At 66.2% G+C, this 17,924-nt stretch carries 19 protein-coding genes and 1 tRNA gene; 14 read left to right on the top strand and 6 right to left on the bottom strand.

Features of this window, described 5'->3' with window-relative positions:
* Nucleotides 1-87: 87 nt before the first annotated feature.
* The 7 genes from ACFXKN_RS12750 (at nt 88) to ACFXKN_RS12720 (ending at nt 5,856) form a co-directional block, all read left to right on the top strand.
* On the top strand, nt 88-1,413 hold the full coding sequence (locus ACFXKN_RS12750) for a S1C family serine protease (protein WP_378940816.1): 1,326 nt from the start codon (nt 88-90) through the stop codon (nt 1,411-1,413).
* Nucleotides 1,413-1,955, top strand: a complete 543-nt coding sequence (locus ACFXKN_RS12745) for a molybdenum cofactor biosynthesis protein B (protein WP_378913396.1) — start codon at nt 1,413-1,415, stop codon at nt 1,953-1,955. Before ACFXKN_RS12750 ends, ACFXKN_RS12745 begins: the two co-directional genes overlap by 1 nt.
* On the top strand, nt 1,952-2,173 hold the full coding sequence (locus tag ACFXKN_RS12740; protein ID WP_378940814.1) for a hypothetical protein: 222 nt from the start codon (nt 1,952-1,954) through the stop codon (nt 2,171-2,173). The genes ACFXKN_RS12745 and ACFXKN_RS12740 overlap by 4 nt, the downstream gene beginning before the upstream one ends.
* Before the next feature lie 523 nt (nt 2,174-2,696).
* Nucleotides 2,697-3,377: an MspA family porin gene (locus ACFXKN_RS12735; protein WP_378940812.1), complete on the top strand. Its 681-nt coding sequence runs from the start codon at nt 2,697-2,699 to the stop codon at nt 3,375-3,377.
* A gap of 66 nt (nt 3,378-3,443) precedes the next feature.
* Nucleotides 3,444-4,103, top strand: coding sequence for an MspA family porin (locus ACFXKN_RS12730; RefSeq protein ID WP_378940811.1), 660 nt, complete (start codon nt 3,444-3,446; stop codon nt 4,101-4,103).
* A gap of 345 nt (nt 4,104-4,448) precedes the next feature.
* A complete protein-coding gene (locus ACFXKN_RS12725) occupies nt 4,449-5,117 on the top strand; it encodes an MspA family porin (RefSeq protein ID WP_378940809.1) in 669 nt (222 codons plus the stop codon).
* Between the two features lie 64 nt (nt 5,118-5,181).
* Entirely contained in the window at nt 5,182-5,856 is a 675-nt protein-coding gene (locus ACFXKN_RS12720) for an MspA family porin (RefSeq protein ID WP_378940808.1), read from the top strand.
* Between the two features lie 77 nt (nt 5,857-5,933).
* Here ACFXKN_RS12720 and mscL read toward each other — a convergent pair whose 3' ends face one another.
* The 4 genes from mscL to ACFXKN_RS12700 form a co-directional block, all read right to left on the bottom strand.
* Nucleotides 5,934-6,380, bottom strand: coding sequence for a large conductance mechanosensitive channel protein MscL (gene mscL, locus ACFXKN_RS12715; protein ID WP_378940806.1), 447 nt, complete (start codon nt 6,378-6,380; stop codon nt 5,934-5,936).
* 147 nt (nt 6,381-6,527) lie between these two features.
* Nucleotides 6,528-7,196 carry an SAF domain-containing protein gene (locus tag ACFXKN_RS12710; protein ID WP_378940804.1) on the bottom strand — a complete coding sequence of 223 codons (669 nt, stop codon included), beginning with the start codon at nt 7,194-7,196 and terminating at the stop codon, nt 6,528-6,530.
* Between the two features lie 90 nt (nt 7,197-7,286).
* A complete protein-coding gene (locus tag ACFXKN_RS12705; protein WP_378940802.1) occupies nt 7,287-7,598 on the bottom strand; it encodes an FmdB family zinc ribbon protein in 312 nt (103 codons plus the stop codon).
* Between the two features lie 71 nt (nt 7,599-7,669).
* A complete protein-coding gene (locus ACFXKN_RS12700) occupies nt 7,670-8,269 on the bottom strand; it encodes a 5-formyltetrahydrofolate cyclo-ligase (protein WP_378943091.1) in 600 nt (199 codons plus the stop codon).
* Between the two features lie 156 nt (nt 8,270-8,425).
* Here ACFXKN_RS12700 and ACFXKN_RS12695 point away from each other — a divergent pair, with 156 nt between their 5' ends.
* The 5 genes from ACFXKN_RS12695 to ACFXKN_RS12675 all read left to right on the top strand — a co-directional run bounded on the left by ACFXKN_RS12695 (nt 8,426) and on the right by ACFXKN_RS12675 (nt 12,628).
* Nucleotides 8,426-9,352 (top strand): UTP--glucose-1-phosphate uridylyltransferase, encoded by a 927-nt coding sequence (locus ACFXKN_RS12695; protein ID WP_378940800.1) that lies wholly within the window; start codon nt 8,426-8,428, stop codon nt 9,350-9,352.
* 39 nt (nt 9,353-9,391) lie between these two features.
* Nucleotides 9,392-10,651: a gephyrin-like molybdotransferase Glp gene (glp, locus tag ACFXKN_RS12690; protein WP_378940798.1), complete on the top strand. Its 1,260-nt coding sequence runs from the start codon at nt 9,392-9,394 to the stop codon at nt 10,649-10,651.
* A gap of 12 nt (nt 10,652-10,663) precedes the next feature.
* On the top strand, nt 10,664-11,314 hold the full coding sequence (locus ACFXKN_RS12685) for a GNAT family N-acetyltransferase (RefSeq protein ID WP_378940797.1): 651 nt from the start codon (nt 10,664-10,666) through the stop codon (nt 11,312-11,314).
* Between the two features lie 136 nt (nt 11,315-11,450).
* A complete protein-coding gene (glpR, locus tag ACFXKN_RS12680) occupies nt 11,451-12,458 on the top strand; it encodes a gephyrin-like molybdotransferase receptor GlpR (protein ID WP_378940795.1) in 1,008 nt (335 codons plus the stop codon).
* Nucleotides 12,459-12,555: 97 nt separating this feature from the next.
* A tRNA-Ala gene (locus ACFXKN_RS12675) sits at nt 12,556-12,628 on the top strand.
* Nucleotides 12,629-12,676: 48 nt separating this feature from the next.
* Here the strand turns inward: ACFXKN_RS12675 and ACFXKN_RS12670 are convergent.
* Entirely contained in the window at nt 12,677-12,907 is a 231-nt protein-coding gene (locus ACFXKN_RS12670) for a hypothetical protein (protein ID WP_378940793.1), read from the bottom strand.
* Between the two features lie 521 nt (nt 12,908-13,428).
* Here ACFXKN_RS12670 and ACFXKN_RS12665 point away from each other — a divergent pair.
* Nucleotides 13,429-15,018 carry an ArnT family glycosyltransferase gene (locus ACFXKN_RS12665; RefSeq protein ID WP_378940791.1) on the top strand — a complete coding sequence of 530 codons (1,590 nt, stop codon included), beginning with the start codon at nt 13,429-13,431 and terminating at the stop codon, nt 15,016-15,018.
* A 69-nt stretch (nt 15,019-15,087) separates the two neighbouring features.
* Here ACFXKN_RS12665 and ACFXKN_RS12660 read toward each other — a convergent pair whose 3' ends face one another.
* Complete coding sequence (locus ACFXKN_RS12660) at nt 15,088-16,572, bottom strand: MDR family MFS transporter (protein ID WP_378940789.1); 1,485 nt, start codon at nt 16,570-16,572, stop codon at nt 15,088-15,090.
* A 325-nt stretch (nt 16,573-16,897) separates the two neighbouring features.
* Between ACFXKN_RS12660 and ACFXKN_RS12655 the strand changes: the two genes are divergently transcribed.
* Nucleotides 16,898-17,824 carry an alpha/beta hydrolase gene (locus tag ACFXKN_RS12655; protein ID WP_378940788.1) on the top strand — a complete coding sequence of 309 codons (927 nt, stop codon included), beginning with the start codon at nt 16,898-16,900 and terminating at the stop codon, nt 17,822-17,824.
* The last annotated feature ends 100 nt before the right edge of the window (nt 17,825-17,924 follow it).

Here is a 17,924-nt window from a genome sequence, read left to right as displayed (position 1 = left end):
GGAGTCTCGGCGAACTGATAGTCCGATCTCAGGCGCCTCTCAGTAGCCGTCAGGAAGCTGGTCTGCAAGCGTGAGGAGACAGACACCATGACCGACGATCCCCAGCAGCACCCTGCTGACCACTTCGGCGGCCCCGCACCCTTCGGCGGCCAGATGCCGTTCGGCGGGCACCAGGGCGACCAAGCTCCCTTCGGTGGTCCTGGGCCTTTCGGGGGCCCGACGTCGTTCGGTGGTCAGCACCCGCAAGATGGTCCGGCGACGCACGGCGTCGCGCCGCAGGCATTCGGCCCGGCGCCGACGCCGCAGCGAAAGCCGTTGCGGCTCGGCCTGATCGCCGGTGCGACGGTATTAGCACTGGTCAGCGGTGGTGTCGGTGGCGTTGTCGGAGTGCTGGCCACCGATTCGGATTCCGCGCCGGTGACCAATGCGCTCGAGGCTCCCAAGCCCGCGGTGAACAATGTCGCCAACGCGCCGACCGGGTCCACTCAGGCGGTGGCGCAGCGGGTATTGCCCAGTGTGGTGATGATCAAGGTCGCGGGGAACCGGGCTTCCGGTGAGGGCTCCGGAGTGGTGCTGTCCACGGACGGGCTGATCCTCACCAATAATCACGTCGCCTCGGGCGCGGGCGCCTCGGCGACGATGGAAGTGGTGTTCAACGATGGCAGCACCGCGCCCGCCACGATGATCGGCGCGGATCCGGTCTCCGACCTGGCCGTTATCAAGGTCAGCGGCAAGACCGGGCTCACGCCGATCGAACTGGGCACCTCCGATGGGCTGGCGGTCGGCCAGCCCGTGATCGCGATCGGTTCACCCCTCGGCCTGGCAGGCACGGTCACCACCGGCATCGTCTCCGCCCTCAATCGCCCGGTCTCGACCAGCGGCGAGGGCACACCGAGCCAGGTGAACCCGGTGATCGACGCGATCCAGACCGACGCGGCGATCAACCCGGGCAACTCCGGCGGCGCGCTGGTCGATGTGCAGGGCAAGCTGATCGGCATCAACACCGCCATCGCCAGCCTCGGCGGCGAGGCGGCAGGCGGCACCCAGAGCGGTTCGATCGGCCTCGGCTTCGCGATCCCGGTGGATCAGGCGCGCCGGGTCGCCGACGAACTGATCAAGACCGGCCACGCCACCTATGCCCAGATCGGCATCAAACTGCTCGCGCGCGACACCGCCGCGCGCGTACTCGAGGCCACTCCCGACGGCCCCGCCGCCGAGGCGGGCATCCCCGCGGGCGCCGTCATCACCCGCCTCGGCGACCGTCCCATCGACTCGGGCGACGCGCTGATCGCCGCCGTCCGCTCACACCAGCCAGGAGACAAGGTGAAGGTGACTTACACCGACGAACAGGGCGGCAATGCCAAGACCGTCGAGGTCACGCTCACCGCGGCGGCGGCGGAAGGCGGCCGATGATGCGTTCGAACGCGAACCTGTCGTGCGTAGGCGCTACGGTGATGACCATGGACATCGATGCTCCCGTGGCAGGGCGCGCACTGGTTGTTGTCGTCGACGATCGGACGGCTCATGGCGGCGTGGATTCGTTCGGCCCGCTGGTTACCGAACTGCTCAACGAGGCGGGGTTCCTCGTCGACGCCTCGGTGACGGTGCAGGCCGAGGAGGTCGAGATCCGCAACGCCCTCAATACCGCGGTGATCGGCGGTGTCGACCTGGTGATCTCGGTCGGCGGCACCGGCATGTCGCCGCGCGATATCACCCCCGAGGCCACCACACAGGTGCTCGACCGTGAACTGCCCGGCATCACCGAGGCGCTGCGCGCGTCGGGCCGGGTGGCCGGCTCGCTCGATGCCGGTTTGTCGCGCGGCGTCGCGGGCATCTCCGGCAGCACCCTGGTGGTGAACCTGCCCGGTACCCGCGCGTCGATCCGCGACGGCATGGCCACCCTCGGGCCGCTGGCCAGCAAGGTGATCGGCGAACTGTCCGGTCTGGACGAATGACATCCGAGCCCCACGATGCGGTTCCCGGCCCCGATGATCGGGGCCGGGAACCTACGTCCGCGGAGGAGCTCCGGCGCAAGGCGGCCGAGGCGGCGCGGCTGGCGAGGATCTTCGGCGATGTGCTGCCGGAGACCACCGGTGACGAGCGCGGTGACCGATCCAGCGGCTCCGGCACCGACGAATGGTTACGGTCCCAGGTTCCGCCGCACCACGGGTGATCGTCCCGTTATCTACGTAGCCGCTACGTAATAGGCGGCCTTCTAAAAGCCGTTTTCGGCGCATGCGCGAACGGCGGACAAATACTCGAGACCACGCGAAAGCGTGGTCTTTTGTCGTTCGATGACCCAGATCGTTACCTGTGGACCAGTTCTGTCAAGACCTCATGACAGGGGCCTTCGCAACTACATCAATGCACGTCAAAGCATGTGGCGATGTACGAATGTGTGCCGTGCTTCACAGTGAAATTTACGAACTCTTTCGTTGCCGAATCAGTAGAACGGCGTTTAATGTTCGCCATTGAGCCACCAACTATCGGTCCCCGCAGTACCCCACCTCTGTGCGTTGAACCACCCGGTGGAGCCCTGGCTCGGGTTCGCTACACCGGCCCCGGCCGTATCGTCGAAATAACAGTTAGTTACGCAACGGCAACAAAGGGGCGACACACTGATCTGGGCCCTGTGAGGTCCATTTGTCCGGCTTCGAAAGTCGAAGTCGGCTGTTAGACACCTGATGAGGGGAAGTATGAGCGAGAACCGCACCACCGGTGTGCGCCGTGGCGTCCGTGCCGCGGGCGTCGGCGCTGCCGCGGCCGCCGTGGCCTTGGGCCTGCTGTCGACCGGTGCCGCCAATGCCGATACCTTCGTGCCGTTGCCGGACGGCCAGAAGGTCAGCCCTGCTGGCGTGACCATCACCCGCACCCACGAGTCCGCGCTGATCTCGCCGTCGATGGCCGCCAACGGCGCGGGACGCGTCGTCTGGGTCTCGGGCACCGCGATCGCCGAGGTCAACGAGACCCCCGAGGGCGAGGTCGGCCCCTGGAACGGCCCGACCGGCCGTCCCGGCTCCAACAACTCGTCAACGCACGGGACCTCCCAGCTGAACACCGGCTACATCGTCGGTTGCCAGGTGAGCATCGCCGATGACGCCATCGGCGCTGGTGTCTCCGGCGGAATCAGCACCGGCGGCGTGACCGCGGGCGGCTCCATCGGCGTCAACCTCGGCCCCGGTGAAGTGAAGTTCGTGCAGATCAGCTCGAAGGACATCCTGAAGGCCGGTACGTACGCGATCGACTACCAGGACGCGGAAATCGAGATCCAGGGCTGCGCCGGCTACGCGCAGGCCCGGGCGTACACCGTCGTCGAGGTCATCGGCGACAACTACTCGAAGACCACCCTGTACGGCATGCCGTTCAGCATCGGCTGACGTCTTTCGATCTGGCACGAATCTTCTTCTCGCTGCGGCGAACTCAATCCTCGAGGGACAAATCCTATGATCAACCGTAAGTTCATGGCGAAGGTGGCGGGCGTCAGCGCTGCGGCCACCGTGGCCGTCGGCCTGTTCTCCACGGGCGCGGCCAATGCCGATACCTTCGTTCCCCTGCCGGGTGGACACATCACCAAGGTGCTGTCCGACGGCACCGTCGTCGACATCTCCCTGGTCGGCGAATCCGCCAACATCAGCCCGTCGATGGGCTCCACTCCGGTCCACCGCAACGCGTGGGTCTCGGGTAGCGCTCAGGTCACCGTCTCCGACGGCGGCTCCGGCAAGATCTACCCGGGCTACACCGTGGGTTGCCAGGTCAACATCTCGGGCGGCGGCGTCTCCGGTGGCGGCGATGTGGGCAGCGACTGGGAAGGCAACGTCGATGCCGGCGTGAACACCGGCGGCGAGCTGTCGCTCGGCCCCGGCCAGTCGTCCTCGTTCTACATCCTCGACCGCGAGGTTGCCGACGACTTCGGCAACGAATCGCACAGCAAGAACAACAAGTTCAAGAACGGCTCCGGTTCGGTGACCTGGTCCGACACCACCATCGGCCTGAGCGGCTGCGCCGGCTACGCGCAGGCGCGTGCCTTCGTCTCCGTCGAGGTCGAGACCGACAACGTCATCTCCTGGGTGACGCTGTGGGGCGCTCCGTTCAGCCTCGGCTGATCTGTTCGCATCCCGAACTCGAAACGGGCCGGTCGCTACTGCGACCGGCCCGTTTTGTTGTGCGTTCAACGTCGTAGCACTGGACAATGCGAGTCCGTCTCATTATGTTGAACCCGAATCGACTGCCCCGGCAGTCGAACTCATCTTGCGTTTTCGTTCGCCGATCGGCTGAGAGTCGCGCCGATCAGGTGACGACCAGCTTCTCGATCCACCTCCCGGCAGGGCGCATCTGTCCTGTTGCCAGCGGTGCTTGTCCCTTGTGACACACCCCAGCTGGGTCCGGGCGCAACACAGATATCGACCTCGATGGTCGAGGTCGGATTTGCGTACACCTCGAGGGGAAGAATGAGCGAGAACCGCACCAACCGCGGGCGCCGCGCCGCATGGAGCGCAGGCGCCGCAGTGGCCGTGACGATCGGCCTGTTGTCGGCCGGTGCTGCCAACGCGGACACCTTCGTGCCGTTGCCGGACGGCGAGAAGCTGGGCCCCGGCGTTACTTTGAGCCGGCACGGCGAGCATGCCATCGTCTCCCCGTCGCTGGCCGCCAACGGCGCTGGTCGCGTCGTCTGGGTGTCGGGCCATGCCCGTGCCGATGTGCAGGTCACGCCGGAGGGCGAGGTCGGGCCCTACAACGGACCTTTGAACCGTCCCGGCTCCAACAATTCTTCGACGCACGGCGCGTCGCAGCTGAACCACGGCTACATCGTCGGCTGCCAGGTCAGCATCGGTGACGAAGCGGTCAGCGCCGGGCTGTCCGGTGGCGTGTCGACCGGTGGTCTCAGCGCCGGTGGATCGGTCGGTCTGAATCTCGGTCCCGGCCAGGTCGCGTTCGTACAGATCGACGCCAAGGACATTCTGAAGCCGGGTGTCTACTCGGTCGAATACCAGGATGCCGAGATCCAGATCCAGGGCTGCGCGGGCTACGCCCAGGCGCGTTCGTACTCGGTGGTCGAGATCATCGGTGACCACTACTCCAAGACCACCCTGTACGGGCAGCCGTTCAGCATCGGCTGATCGCGCGAGAAGAACCGAAACTTTCGCTCGTTCACACGAATTCACCCTCGAGAGGGCAACTGTGATGATCAATCGTAAGAGCATCGCGCGCGCGGCAGGTTTCACGGCCGTGGCGACCGTTGCGTTGGGCTTGCTCTCCACCGGCGCGGCAAACGCCGACACCTTTGTTCCGCTGCCGGGTGGTCATATCACCAAGACGCTGTCCGACGGCACCGTCGTCGACATCAGTCTCGTCGGTGAATCCGCCAATATCAATCCGTCGCTGGGATCTACTCCCGCGCACCGCAATGCCTGGGTTTCCGGAAGCGCGCAGGTGACGGTATCCGGTGACGGTGGCGGCAAGATCTTTCCGGGCTACACCGTTGGCTGCCAGGTGAATATCGGCGGCGGCGGTGCGACCGGCGGTGCCGAGGGATCCCAGGACTGGCCCGACGGTCAATACTGGGACGATCCCGAAGGTAGCGTCTCGACCGGAGGCGAACTCTCGCTCGGCCCCGGCCAGTCGAAGTCCTTCCACGTTCTCGACCTCGAAATGGCGGACGACTTCGGCAATGAAACCCACAAGACCCGCAACGCGTTCAAAGGCGGGTCGGGTTCGGTGACCTGGGCTGACGAGACCATCGGCCTGTCCGGCTGCGGCGGCTACGCCCAGGCTCGTTCCTTCGTGAGCGTCGAGGTGGAAACCGACAATGTCATCAGCTGGGTGACCCTCTGGGGCGCACCCTTCAGCCTCGGCTGACCGAATAAGACTGTCGGACAACAAGATCGGGGCCTACTCGAGGGAGCGGGCCCGATCTCTGTGTCACGGAAGCCGATTCAGTATGTCCGTTCGCCGTCGGCGTCCGGCTGCGGTTGGGACATCGAGCTGTGCTTTCCGTCCGAGCGGCCGCGCTGCTCGGCCAGCAGGTCGCGAATCTGAATGAGCAGTTCGTTTTCGGTGAGGCTTTCGTCGGCGTTGGAGAATCGCTTCTTCATCCTGGTCGCGGGGATGACCAGGATGAAGTAGAGGATCGCCGCTACCAGCAGGAAGTTGATCGCCGCGGTGATGATCGGCCCGACCTCGATGAAGGTGGCCGGTTTATCCGCGATGAGCTGGAAGCCGAGCCCCATCTCGTTCGATCCGCCGAACACCGCGAGCAGCGGATTGATGATCCCGCTGGTGAACGCGGTGACGATCGCGACGAACGCCGTGCCGATGACGACGGCGACCGCAAGATCGACCACGTTGCCGCGGAGCAGGAAATCCCTGAAACCTTTGAGCATGCCGATGCCTCCTTCGTACAGGAGCCGGCCGGGGCGCTGGGCTCCATATCGAATGTGCGAAACGGTGGTGCTTGGTTCCTGACTGATGCTAATCAGGGTTTCGGCAAATTTCTCGCGAACTTCGACGTGGGCGTGCGATGAACCAGGTCAATGCAGGACAACAGTCAGTGCTGTGCGCAGCGACGCACCGGCCACAGCGGTGGCGTATTCGGTATCCAGCGCGACCAGGACCACCCGTTCCGCCCCTCGTCGATCGCCTGTCGCGGTGATGAGAACAACCGCCGCATCAGTGGCCAAGGTGCGCGCGGGCCTGCTCGCCCCGGGAGCGCCCGCATCCTCGACACCGACGACATCGACCCGATCGCCCGCCCGCAACACATCGGCCACCGCGGCATCGGCCAACCGGATCGGCACGATCCGCGCGTCGGCACTGCCCGCGGCGGCCGCGGCCAGCCGTGGGCCGACGACCCGCAGATCGGTGAACGTTTCCCCGGCATACATGGCGCCGGTCAAGGTCGCGCCGAGCAGGGGAGCGGTCCTACTGACGGAACCTGTTGGCAGCGAACGGGATTCGTGATGATCGACGCGCAGGTCGTCGGCGGTGAGCAGCCGGCCCGGCGCGAGATCGTGGGCGGCGACCACCACCGCGACCCTGGCACCGCCGGGATCACCTCGCACGAACAACACGACGGCGGCCACGGCCAGTACCGCGGCGGCGATGCGCCGGGCCAGCAGCGCATCGGCCCAGGCCGGACGATTACCGAGGGCGAAACGCCAGGAACTGCCACGTCCCAGGTCGGCGAGACTGCGAGTCATGAGCGAAAGCGTAGAACCGTGGCAGTGCGGAAAAGCCGTCGAAACCCCCGCCTGTGGATAACCGCGGGGCTGTGGATAACTTTCGAAAAGTCAGCTGGCGGCGGCCGGAGCAGAGCTGGTGCTCGCACTCGACGATGAATCTGCGTTGCCGCTGGATCCGTTGCTGCTGCTGGTGCTGCCGCTCTCGGACGAGGTCTTAGCCGGTTCGCTCGCGGTGGACGCGCCACCACGGCTGTCGGTGCGGTAGAAACCGCTGCCCTTGAACACGATGCCGACCGAGTTGAACAGCTTGCGCAGCTTCCCGGAGCACTGCGGGCATTCCGTCAGCGTGTCGTCGGAGAAGGACTGAACGATGTCGAAGCGGTTGTCACACTGGGTGCACGCATACGAATAAGTTGGCACAGGATCCTCCGCAAGTCTCTCGTCGATCTAGCACTCTACCGCCGACACTGCCAACGTCGCGAATCGCCGTTTCATTCCGGCGAAACGGCGAGGTCGCGGCCCAGCTGTTCCAGCCCGCCACCTGGGGTGAGCGCCCAACCCATTCGCCGGTCGTGCGGTTCCTCGGGAAGCAGGTCGACCAGTTCATTGTCCCGTACAACGGCGATGAGGCGCACGTCGGCGCGTGCCGCGCCGAGCGTCCGGTCGTAGTACCCGGCACCACGCCCGAGCCGTACCCCGCGCCGATCCACCGCGAGGGCCGGAACCAGGATCGTCGAGGCTTCGGTCACCACCCCAGGTGGCAGCGCCTCGGTGGCCGGTTCGAGCAGGCCGTAGCGGGCCTTGCGCAGTGAATCCGCGCCCTCGTAGCGCGCCCAGCTCAGCGGACCCGGCTCGCCGGTCACCGGCAGCAACACCGTGGCGCCGCGTGCGCGCAGCATGTCGAGCATGCGTAGATCGCCCGGTTCGCCGCGGACCGGGACATAGGCGCACACAATGTCATCGGCCCCGGCCAGGCGGGCTGCCGAGGCAGCGAGCGCGGCCGCGTCAACGGCGTGTTCGGCGGAGTCCACCTGTGCGCGAGTGGCCAGGATCTCGGCACGCCACGCATATTTGGTGCGCTCACCGGGCATCTCCACAGCGACCACCATAGTCTGCACAGGCGCGTAGCGATCCGATGTCCTTTGCGCACGGCCGGAATGAAGGCGGCGGTACGCGCCTAAGCTCTTGCCGACGCCGGATCGTCGCGTGGAGGCGATCGGACGGCACTGAATGGATAGGGTATGCGCATGACAGACAAGACTTCCGGTTTCCGCACTGCGGTGGTACCCGCGGCCGGACTCGGGACGCGGTTTCTGCCTGCCACCAAGACGGTGCCGAAGGAATTGCTGCCGGTGGTCGACACCCCCGGTATCGAGCTGGTCGCCGCCGAGGCCGCCGAATCCGGCGCCGACCGGCTGGTGATCGTCACCTCGCCCGGCAAGGACGGCGTGGTCGCCCACTTCGTCGAGGATCTCGTGCTGGAGAGCACCCTGGCCGCGCGCGGGAAATTCGCGCTGCTGGAGAAGGTTCGCAAGGCCCCGGCATTGCTCGATGTGACCTCGGTCGTGCAGGAGGAGCCACTGGGCCTCGGCCACGCCGTCGCCCAGGCCGAATCCGTTCTCGACGACGACGAACTGGCCATCGCCGTCCTGCTGCCCGACGATCTGGTGCTGCCCTGTGGCGTGCTCGAGACGATGAGCCGGGTCCGCCGCGAGCGCGGCGGCTCCGTGCTGTGCGCCATCGACGTACCGAAATCCCAGGTCAGTGCCTACGGCGTCTTCGACGTCGAGGAATGCGCCGGCGGCGCGGAGACCGACGTGCTGCGCGTCAAGGGCATGGTCGAGAAGCCCGACCTGGCCGACGCGCCGTCGACCCTGGCCGCCGCCGGTCGCTATCTGCTCGACCGGGTGATCTTCGACGCACTACGCCGGATCGAGCCGGGCGCCGGCGGGGAACTACAGCTCACCGACGCCATCGCTCTGCTGATCGCCGAGGGGCATCCGGTGCACGTGGTGGTCCACCGTGGGTCGCGCCACGACTTGGGCAACCCGGGCGGTTATCTTCGAGCTGCCGTGGATTTCGCCCTCGAGCGGGAGGAATACGGCCCGCAACTGCGCGAGTGGCTGAAGTTCCGGCTCAGTCTGGAGTGGGATCCACAAGCGCCCGTCGCCTAACGCGGCTAGGTTCACCGCCGACATAGATTCAGGAGCTCGATGCGCTCGGTTGAGGATCAGCTGATCAAGGTCACCGCGGCTGCGGTCGCACCCCGGCCGGTCCGGGTGGCGATATCCGAAGCCCAGGGTTTGCTGTGCGCGGAGGACGTCGTCACCGAGCGGCCGCTGCCCGGCTTCGATCAGGCCGCCATCGACGGGTACGCGGTGCGCAGCGTCGACGTCACCGCCGCGGGCACCGATGTGCGCGATGAGGAGGGCGAGCTGATCGACCTCACCCTGCCGGTGGTCGGCGAGGTGGTGGCCGGTTCGCGCCAGCCCATCCGATTGCAGCCGCGCCAGACCGTGCGGGTCGATACCGGCGCGCCGATGCCGACCCTGGCCGACGCGGTGCTGCCGGTGGAATTCACCGACGGTGGGCGGGCCAGGATCAAGGTTTTCGAGCCGGTTCGCTCGGGCGACTATGTCCGCCGCATCGGTGACGACGTGCAGCCAGGTGACGTGGCGGTGCGGGCGGGCACCATCATCGGCGCGGCCCAGGTCGGCCTGCTCGCCGCGGTCGGCCAGGACAAGGTGCTCGTGCATCCGCGTCCCCGCCTGTCGGTGATCTCCATCGGTGGCGAGCTGATCGACATCGACCGCACGCCCGGTCCCGGCCAGGTCTACGACGTGAACTCCTATGCCCTGGCGGCCGCCGCGCGTGACGCGGGCGCCGATGTGAACCGGGTCGGCATCGTCAGCGCCGATCCGCGCCGGCTGCGTGACGTGGTCGAAGGACAGCTGGTGCGCTCGGAGGTCGTGGTGATCGCGGGCGCGGTCGGCGGCTGGGCGTCGGATCAGGTGCGCGAGGCGCTCGACGGGCTCGGCGAGCTGGAAGTGGACCGCGTGGCGATGCATCCGGGGTCGGTGCAGGGTTTCGGTCGGCTCGGCCGCGACGAGGTGCCGACCTTCCTGCTACCGGCGAATCCGGTGAGCGCGCTGGTGGTGTTCGAGGTGATGGTGCGTCCGCTCATCCGGATCGCGCTGGGCCGTCGTCAGCCGATGCGCCGAATTGTCAGCGCCCGCACCATCACTCCCGTCACCTCGATGCCGGGCCGCAAAGGTTTCCTGCGCGCGCAACTGCTGCGCGACGAGGCGACGGGCGACTATCTCGTGCAGCCGCTCGGCAACGGCAACGCGGGTTCCTCGCATCTGCTGGTGACCCTCGCCGAGGCGAACAGCCTGATCGTGGTGGAGCCCGACGACACCGATTTCCGCACCGGTGACGAGGTTCAGGTCGCGTTCCTGGCGCAGCGCGGCTGACAAGTGGAGTCCATGAACGTATTCCGGGCCGGCCAGCATCCCGGATGGCCTGCTCGGCTCGGCCCGGTGCGCGTGGCGGGCGGCACGGTGACCCTGCGGCCGGTGCGTTTTCGCGATGCCGCCGCGTGGAGCCGGATCCGGCTGCGCGACCGCGACCACCTCGAGCGCTGGGAACCGACCGGACGCGGCAGTTGGGAGGCGCGCAATCACGCGTCGAACTGGCCGTCGCTGTGGACGAGCCTGAAGGCCGAGGCCCGGCGCGGGGCGATGATCCCGCTGGTCATCGAGGTCGACGGGCAGTTCAGCGGTCAGCTCACCATCGGCAATATCGTGCGCGGCGCGCTGCGGTCGGGCTGGATCGGCTACTGGGTGGCCAAGGATCTCGGCGGCCAGGGTGTGGCGACCGCCGCGCTCGCGCTCGGCCTCGACCACTGCTTCGGCCCGGTCGGCCTGCATCGCGTCGAGGCGACGGTACGGCCGGAAAACCTTGCCAGCCAGGCGGTTCTGCGCAATGTCGGCTTCCGGGAAGAGGGCATGCTGCGCCGCTACCTCGATGTCGACGGTGCGTGGCGCGATCACCTACTGGTCGGACTGACCGTCGAAGAGGTTATGGGCACTGTGGTGGATCGCCTGGTCAGGGAGGGTCGGGCGGCGCAGCCGTGAAATTTCTGTTACTCATGTGGCAGGTGTGCACGGCGCGCCTGCCACACGGACGCGTCTGCCCGAATTAACCTACGGACGTCAGTGGTGCGTCCACGGATGGACAACACGTTGGTGGGGACGGGAGGTGATGACCGCGATGCCGAATTCGATCCTGTGGATCGGACTGGTGGTGCTGTGGGTCTTCGTCCTGTTCCCGATCCTGGCGGACCGGCACCCCCGGATCCGCCGCACCACCGATGCCGCGCTCGCCACACGCGTGCTGCACCGTGGCGGGGCCGAACGACGGATCCGCATCGGCGCGGCAGGCGGTCACGAGAGTGACCCCGACTACCGACCCCGTGTGCTTCGCAAGCGCTCCCACCGAACTGATTCGGAGGATCGGATGACGACCGAAGAGCCCGTCACCGAAGATGACGACGAAAAGCTGACCCCCACAGTCGAACTCGAGGCAGCCGAAACCGAGGTGGACACCGACGACGTCGGAGTGTCAACCGCGACAGCCGATCCCGATGACGAAGAGACAGAAGACGCTGCGGCGGAACCACTCTCGGTCGAAGTCGATGAGGAGCCGCCCGTCGCCGCGCGCATCCCACCCGCGCCACCGGCCCGGCTCGACGACCTCGTTGCCCCCGACGCCGAGTTCGACGATGACGACGACTTCACCCCGTCGCGTCGCGGTCGCGGCGGCTACGACCCCGAGGCCGACGCCATCGCCAGCGCCGCCCGCTACAGCTTCCGTCAGCGCGCGGTCATGGGCCTGATCATGGGCATGATCCTGTTCGCCGCGTTCGGGCTGCTGCTCAACTCGATGTTCTGGTGGGCGTGCGGGTTGTCGGCCGCGGTGCTCACCGGTTACCTCGCCTACCTGCGCAAGCAGGTCCACGTGGAGGAGGAGATCCGTCGTAGGCGCGCGGCCCGCCTCACCCGCGGCATGCGCCAGGAAGCCGCCGAAGCCACTCCCGAAGCGGCCAACACCCGTCGCACCATGGACCGCGACACCGCACGCGCCCTGCGCCGCCGCTCCACCCTGCTCGACACCGACGACGAGGACCCGAGGTTCGAGTTCCTCGAAATCTTCGATCCGGCCACTTCTCGCGCACTCCGCAACCGGGTCGAAGACCTCGGTCAAGCCGTCGGCGAGTAACTGGTGCAACCACGCAAATCAGCAGGTCAGAGTACCGATTCGGTATCGGGGCGCAACCCCTGATACAGTGTCACAGCGCGGTTCACCAGGGCCGCACGGGGCTATAGCGCAGTTGGTAGCGCGTCTCGTTCGCATCGAGAAGGTCAGGGGTTCGATTCCCCTTAGCTCCACACAAGAAGGGCCCGGTCACCGACCGGGCCCTTTCTTTGTGTGTGCCGTTATCCCTGCCAGAACGGCGAGCACTCCGGGATGTTCCACATCGCGGACTCGCCCGCGCTCAGGGTTCCGTACTCGAGCAGTGTCTTGATCTGACACGTCAGGGACCGGCTGTCCAGTGAACCGGTCGACGAACCTGAATCGCCCGCTGCGGCGAAGGCCGCTGAGGGCGCTCCGGTCGCCAGCGCCACGGCCGTAGCCGCCACCACCACACCACGTACCAACTTCGACATCCGTCGTCCCTTCTCCGCGTACAGCTGTGCGGCACGAACCTTAGGCGCGATAACGATCGACTACATGCCCCCAATTACTGTGGTGCACCGCCGACGGCTGAAACGATTGATGAATAAATACCGGCGAGTAAGAGGGTTTTCCATTTCTAAGCCCCTGATATTCAGGGCTTGACTGTCTGTGTGAACGGTGCCGAATGGCAATGTGAAACCTTCATTTTGCCGCATAGCGGGGTTTGACTTATTCACCCATGGTCTAAGCCGTAATCTCGGTCACATCGGTAACGCTGTCCAGGTAATAGCCGATACACCGAAAATGGCATTTACTGTGCAGGTCGGCGCATTTGCGGACCCTGCTGAATGGCAGTAACGTTTCTGTAAAGCACATGATCCGCGCAGGACCGCGAGCGCCCGCGCTCACAAAGTTCGCTGCCGGGGAGGAATCGTTTCACCAGCGAACAGATGTGACGCCACCACGGGAGGGGGCGTCGAACGCGTCTGTTGGAAAGCATCAGAGGCAGTTCATGACAGCGGTCATCGAGGCTCGTACCGAGCCCGACGAAGTACCGAATACTCACCCGTCGTTCGCTTTTCGTGGCGTCGCGCTGATCGCTTCGATCGCCGCGATCGCGCTGACGGTGACGGCGGGTCGCTACGAATTCTTCGGCGACGAGCTCTATTTCCTTTCCGCCGGACGACGACTCGACTACACCTACGCCGATCAGGGCGTTGTGGTGCCGCTGTTCTCGTGGATCGCCGATCAGCTCGCACCGGGATCGGTGACGGCACTGCGGTTCCCGGCGGTCGTGATGGGCGTGGGTGCGATCGTGGTGTCGGCGCTGATCGCCTACGAACTCCGGGGCAGCCATCGTGTCCAGCTGCTCGCCGCGGGCACCTACGCAACGTCCTACCTGCTGGCCACCCAGGTCGTGCTGAGTACCTTCTCCTTCGATGCCACCCTCACGGCCGTGATCACCTGGTTGTTCATCCGGTGGGTGCGTACCCGGCAGGACTGGCTCCTTGTCGTGGCGGGACTCGTTGCCGCCGTTGACATGCAGGTGAAGTGGATGATCCCCATCGTCTGGGCGTGCCTCGGTGTGGCCGTCATCCTGTGTGGTCCCCGGGAGATACTGCGTCGTCGCGCACTGTGGGTAGCGACCGGCATCCTTGCGATGTCAGCGATTCCGATTCTCTATTGGCAGTCGCAGAACAACTGGCCGCAGTTGGCCATGGGCCCGATCATCGGCGCGGAGCAGGACGCCACCGGTTACGGTCCGCCGGGATTCCTCCCGCAATGGATCGGCTTGGCGGGTTTCCTCGGCGCATTGCTGATCGCGATCGGATTCTGGGCTGTTTTCAAGCAGGAATCGTTGCGGCCATATCGTTTCATCGCGGTCGCGTTGGTGATCATGACCACGTTCGTCATCATCACGCATGGCCGACCTTATTATCCGACGGGCTTCTTTCCCGCCATGTTCGCGCTCGGCGCTGTCGGCCTGTGGCAGTACGACCGGAAACGGTGGATGAATCTGGCGTTGGTTCCGATCGTCGCACTTTCGGCGCTGACATTCATCGCGACGATCACGGTCACCCCGCTGCCTTCGAGTTGGCGCACTGAGGCCGAGAACGCCATCGATCTCGGCATTCGTTCGGCGTTCTGGGGAACCACCAATTGGTCGACCATGGTTTCCGGTGTCGACGCCGGTTATGACACGTTGACGCCCGACGAGCAGGCGAACGCGGTCGTGATCGCCCAGGGTTATTGGCAGGCAGGCGCCGTCGAGCAATTCGGCGGGCAATACGACCTGCCCGACACCTACAGCCCGAGCCGAGGGTTCGGCTTCTTCGGCCCGCCACCGGACTCGACGACCTCGGTGATCTACCTCGGACTCGACACCGCCGAGCCCGAACTGCGCGCCCGTTTCACCGAGGTGGAGCGCGTAGCGCACCTCGACGATCCGATGGGCATCCCCGGTATCGACCGCATGACCGCCGTCTGGGTGTGCAAAGGTCCGAAGCAGCAGTGGTCGACCCTGTGGGACTCGATGACCACGCTGTACTTCGACCTCGGCCTCTGGCGAGACCATCGGGCCACCAGCAGGCCCACGCACTGAGCCACGAAGCCTGAAACGACGAACCCCCGGTCGCGAACGCGGCCGGGGGTTCGTCGTTCGAGCCAGTGGTCAGTTCTTGACCAGCTCCGGCTCGTCCGCGGCGTCCTGCACGGGCGCGGCGTGCGGGTCGGCTGCCGCGCGGTTCGGCAGCAGGACCGCCATCACGATCACGACCAGGGCCAGCAGGGCCGAGATCAGGAAGGCCAGGCGCATGCCGTCGAGGGTTGCCTCGGCCGGTGCGGTGCCCGCGTCGATGAGCGAGGTGCTGCGGGCCGACATGACGGTGACCACCAGGGCGGTGCCGAAGGCGGCGGCCACCTGCTGGATGGTGCCCAGCATCGAGCTGCCGTGCGAGTACAGGCTCATCGGCAGCGCGCCGAGACCCAGGGTGAACACCGGGGTGAACGCCGCGGCCAGCGACACCATCATCAGGATGTGCAGGCCGAGCAGCTGCCAGTACGGCATGTCCGTCGAGATCTGGGTGAAGCCGGCCAGCGAAGCGGTGATGCCGATCGAGGCCGGGATCACCAGGGCACGCCCACCGAACTTGTCGAACAACTTGCCGACGGTCGGGCCGAGCAGACCCATCGCCAGACCACCCGGCATCACCAGCAGGCCGGTCTCCAGCGGGCTCAGCCCGCGCAGGTTCTGCAGGTACAGCGGCAGCAGGATCATCGAGCCCATCATCGCCAGGAACGCGATCGACATCAGGACCAGCGCCTTGGTGTAAGTGCCATGCCGCAAGACCCGCAGATCCAGCAGCGGGGTGCCCTTGCGCTGCAGGCTGAGCTGACGCAGCGCGAACGCCGCGATCAGCGCGACACCACCGGCGGTGATCAGTGCCGCGGTGGCGTAGCTGTCACCGTGGAACTTGCTCAGTCCGAACACCAGTCCACCGAAGCCGAGGGCAGCCAGTGCCACGCTGGGCAGGTCGAGTGTGCCCGGCTGCGGCTCGCCGACGTTCTCCAGCTGACGCAGACCCAGCCAGGTGACCAGACCGGCGATCGGCAGCATCACCACGAACAGCAATCGCCACGATTCGATGCCGGGGATGTCGATCTGCAGGATCACCCCGGAGATGACCGGGCCCATGGCGGGCGCTACCGAGATGGCCAGGGTGACGTTGCCCATCACGCGGCCACGGTCCTGCTCCGCCACGACGGTCATCAGGGTGGTCATCAGCAGCGGCATCATCACCGCGGTACCACCGGCCTGGATGACGCGACCGATCAGCAGCACGGCGAACGTCGGCGCGAGTGCCGAGATCACGGTGCCCACGATGAACACGCCCATCGCGGCCGCATAGGCCTGCCGGGTCGTGACCCGCTGCAGGAACCAGCCGGTGGTGGGGATGATCGCGGCCATCGTGAGCATGAACGCGGTGGAGACCCACTGCGCGGCGACCTCAGTGACGTGCAGGTCGCTCATCAACCGCGGGATCGCGTTGATCATGATGGTTTCGTTGAGGATGACGACGAAGGTCGCGAGCACCAGCACCCGGATGACGGTCGGTGTCTTGCCCTTCGTCGTCGGCATGGATAGATCGGCTGGCATCGGGGTGACCTCCGGGGAACAGGGGGAACGGCGGGGCGTGAGCTGTGGCCCGATGCCGAGTCGACGACGTCCCGGCACCACACGAGAAAAGACGGATTCCGTCTGTCCAACTCATCGGGCGCAGGTCAGTATTCCGGTCGGGTCCGACACAAATCACATGGTTTTTCGGATGCCCAGTGATCGAAACAGGGTGAAAGGTGCAGGTCCGAGGAGTATCGGACCCAATCTTGCACCCGATGGTGAGCCTGGTCACTGCCCGATCTCGACGGATGATGTGTCGCGTGTTTCGGGATATACAGACCGGGTCGCGGGGTATACCGGATGGGTGACTGCATCGAGAACGTGGCTTGCTGTGGTGTGCGCGATTGTTGCCGCTCTCGGAGGTGCGAAGGCATCGGCCGATCCGGGGGCGTATGTGGCGGGGGAGGCGCCGCTGGGTGGCAGGTCCGCTCAGATCGATGTGTACTCGCCCGCGATGGGGCGGGTTATCCAGAACAACGTGATCAAGGCGGCGGGGGCCGGGGCGCCCACGTTGTATCTGCTCACCGGGGCCGGTGGCGGGGCGGACGGGATCTCGTGGTGGGAGGACACCGACGTACGCGATTTCTTCGCCGACAAGTTCGTGAATGTGGTGATGCCGGTCGGCGGCGCGTTCACGCTGTACACCGACTGGATTTCCGATGACCCCGGCGTCGGCCGGGTGCGGTGGGAGACCTATCTGACGCAGGAGTTGCCCGGGGTGATCGACGGCGCGCTCGATACGAATGGGCGCAATGCCATCGCCGGAGTTTCGATGAGTGCGTCGTCGGCCTTGGACCTGGCTATTCAGAGTGGCTCGCGGTTTTCCGCGGTGGCGGCGCTGAGTGGTTGCCCCTGGGCCTCGGACCCGCTGGGAATCGCGATGGCCAGCGCGCAGGCGGTGCGTGGCGGTGGGAATCCGGGAAACATGTGGGGGCTGCCCGGTGGGCCGGGGTGGCGGGAGCACGATGTGTTCGCCAATGCCGGACGGCTCGCGGGCAAGACGATCTTCCTGTCCGCCGCGACGGGCTTGCCCGGCGCGCACGACCGTGGTTTGCCCATGCCACCGATCGAAACTCTCGCGGGAGCGTGCACGGCCGCTTTCGCCGGGCGGCTCGCACAGTTGGGGATTCCGGCCGTGCACGTACACCGGCCGACCGGGTCACACACCTGGGGGCAGTTCGAGGCCGACCTGCATGAAGCCTGGCCGCATCTGGCCGCCGCTATCGGGTGAGAAGCAGTCCCAGGCAGGTTTGACGCTGTGTTTATTGGCGCGCTGGCGCGCGCGTGTCCGCGGCCCCAAGGGGCCGCCGGTCAGCGCTCGAGACTAGAGC

The sequence above is a fragment of the Nocardia sp. NPDC059195 genome (genome assembly GCF_042754695.1).
Classification (GTDB): Bacteria; Actinomycetota; Actinomycetes; order Mycobacteriales; family Mycobacteriaceae; genus Nocardia.
Note: the sequence above shows the minus strand (reverse complement) of the source record. Positions and strands in the feature narration are given on the sequence as shown.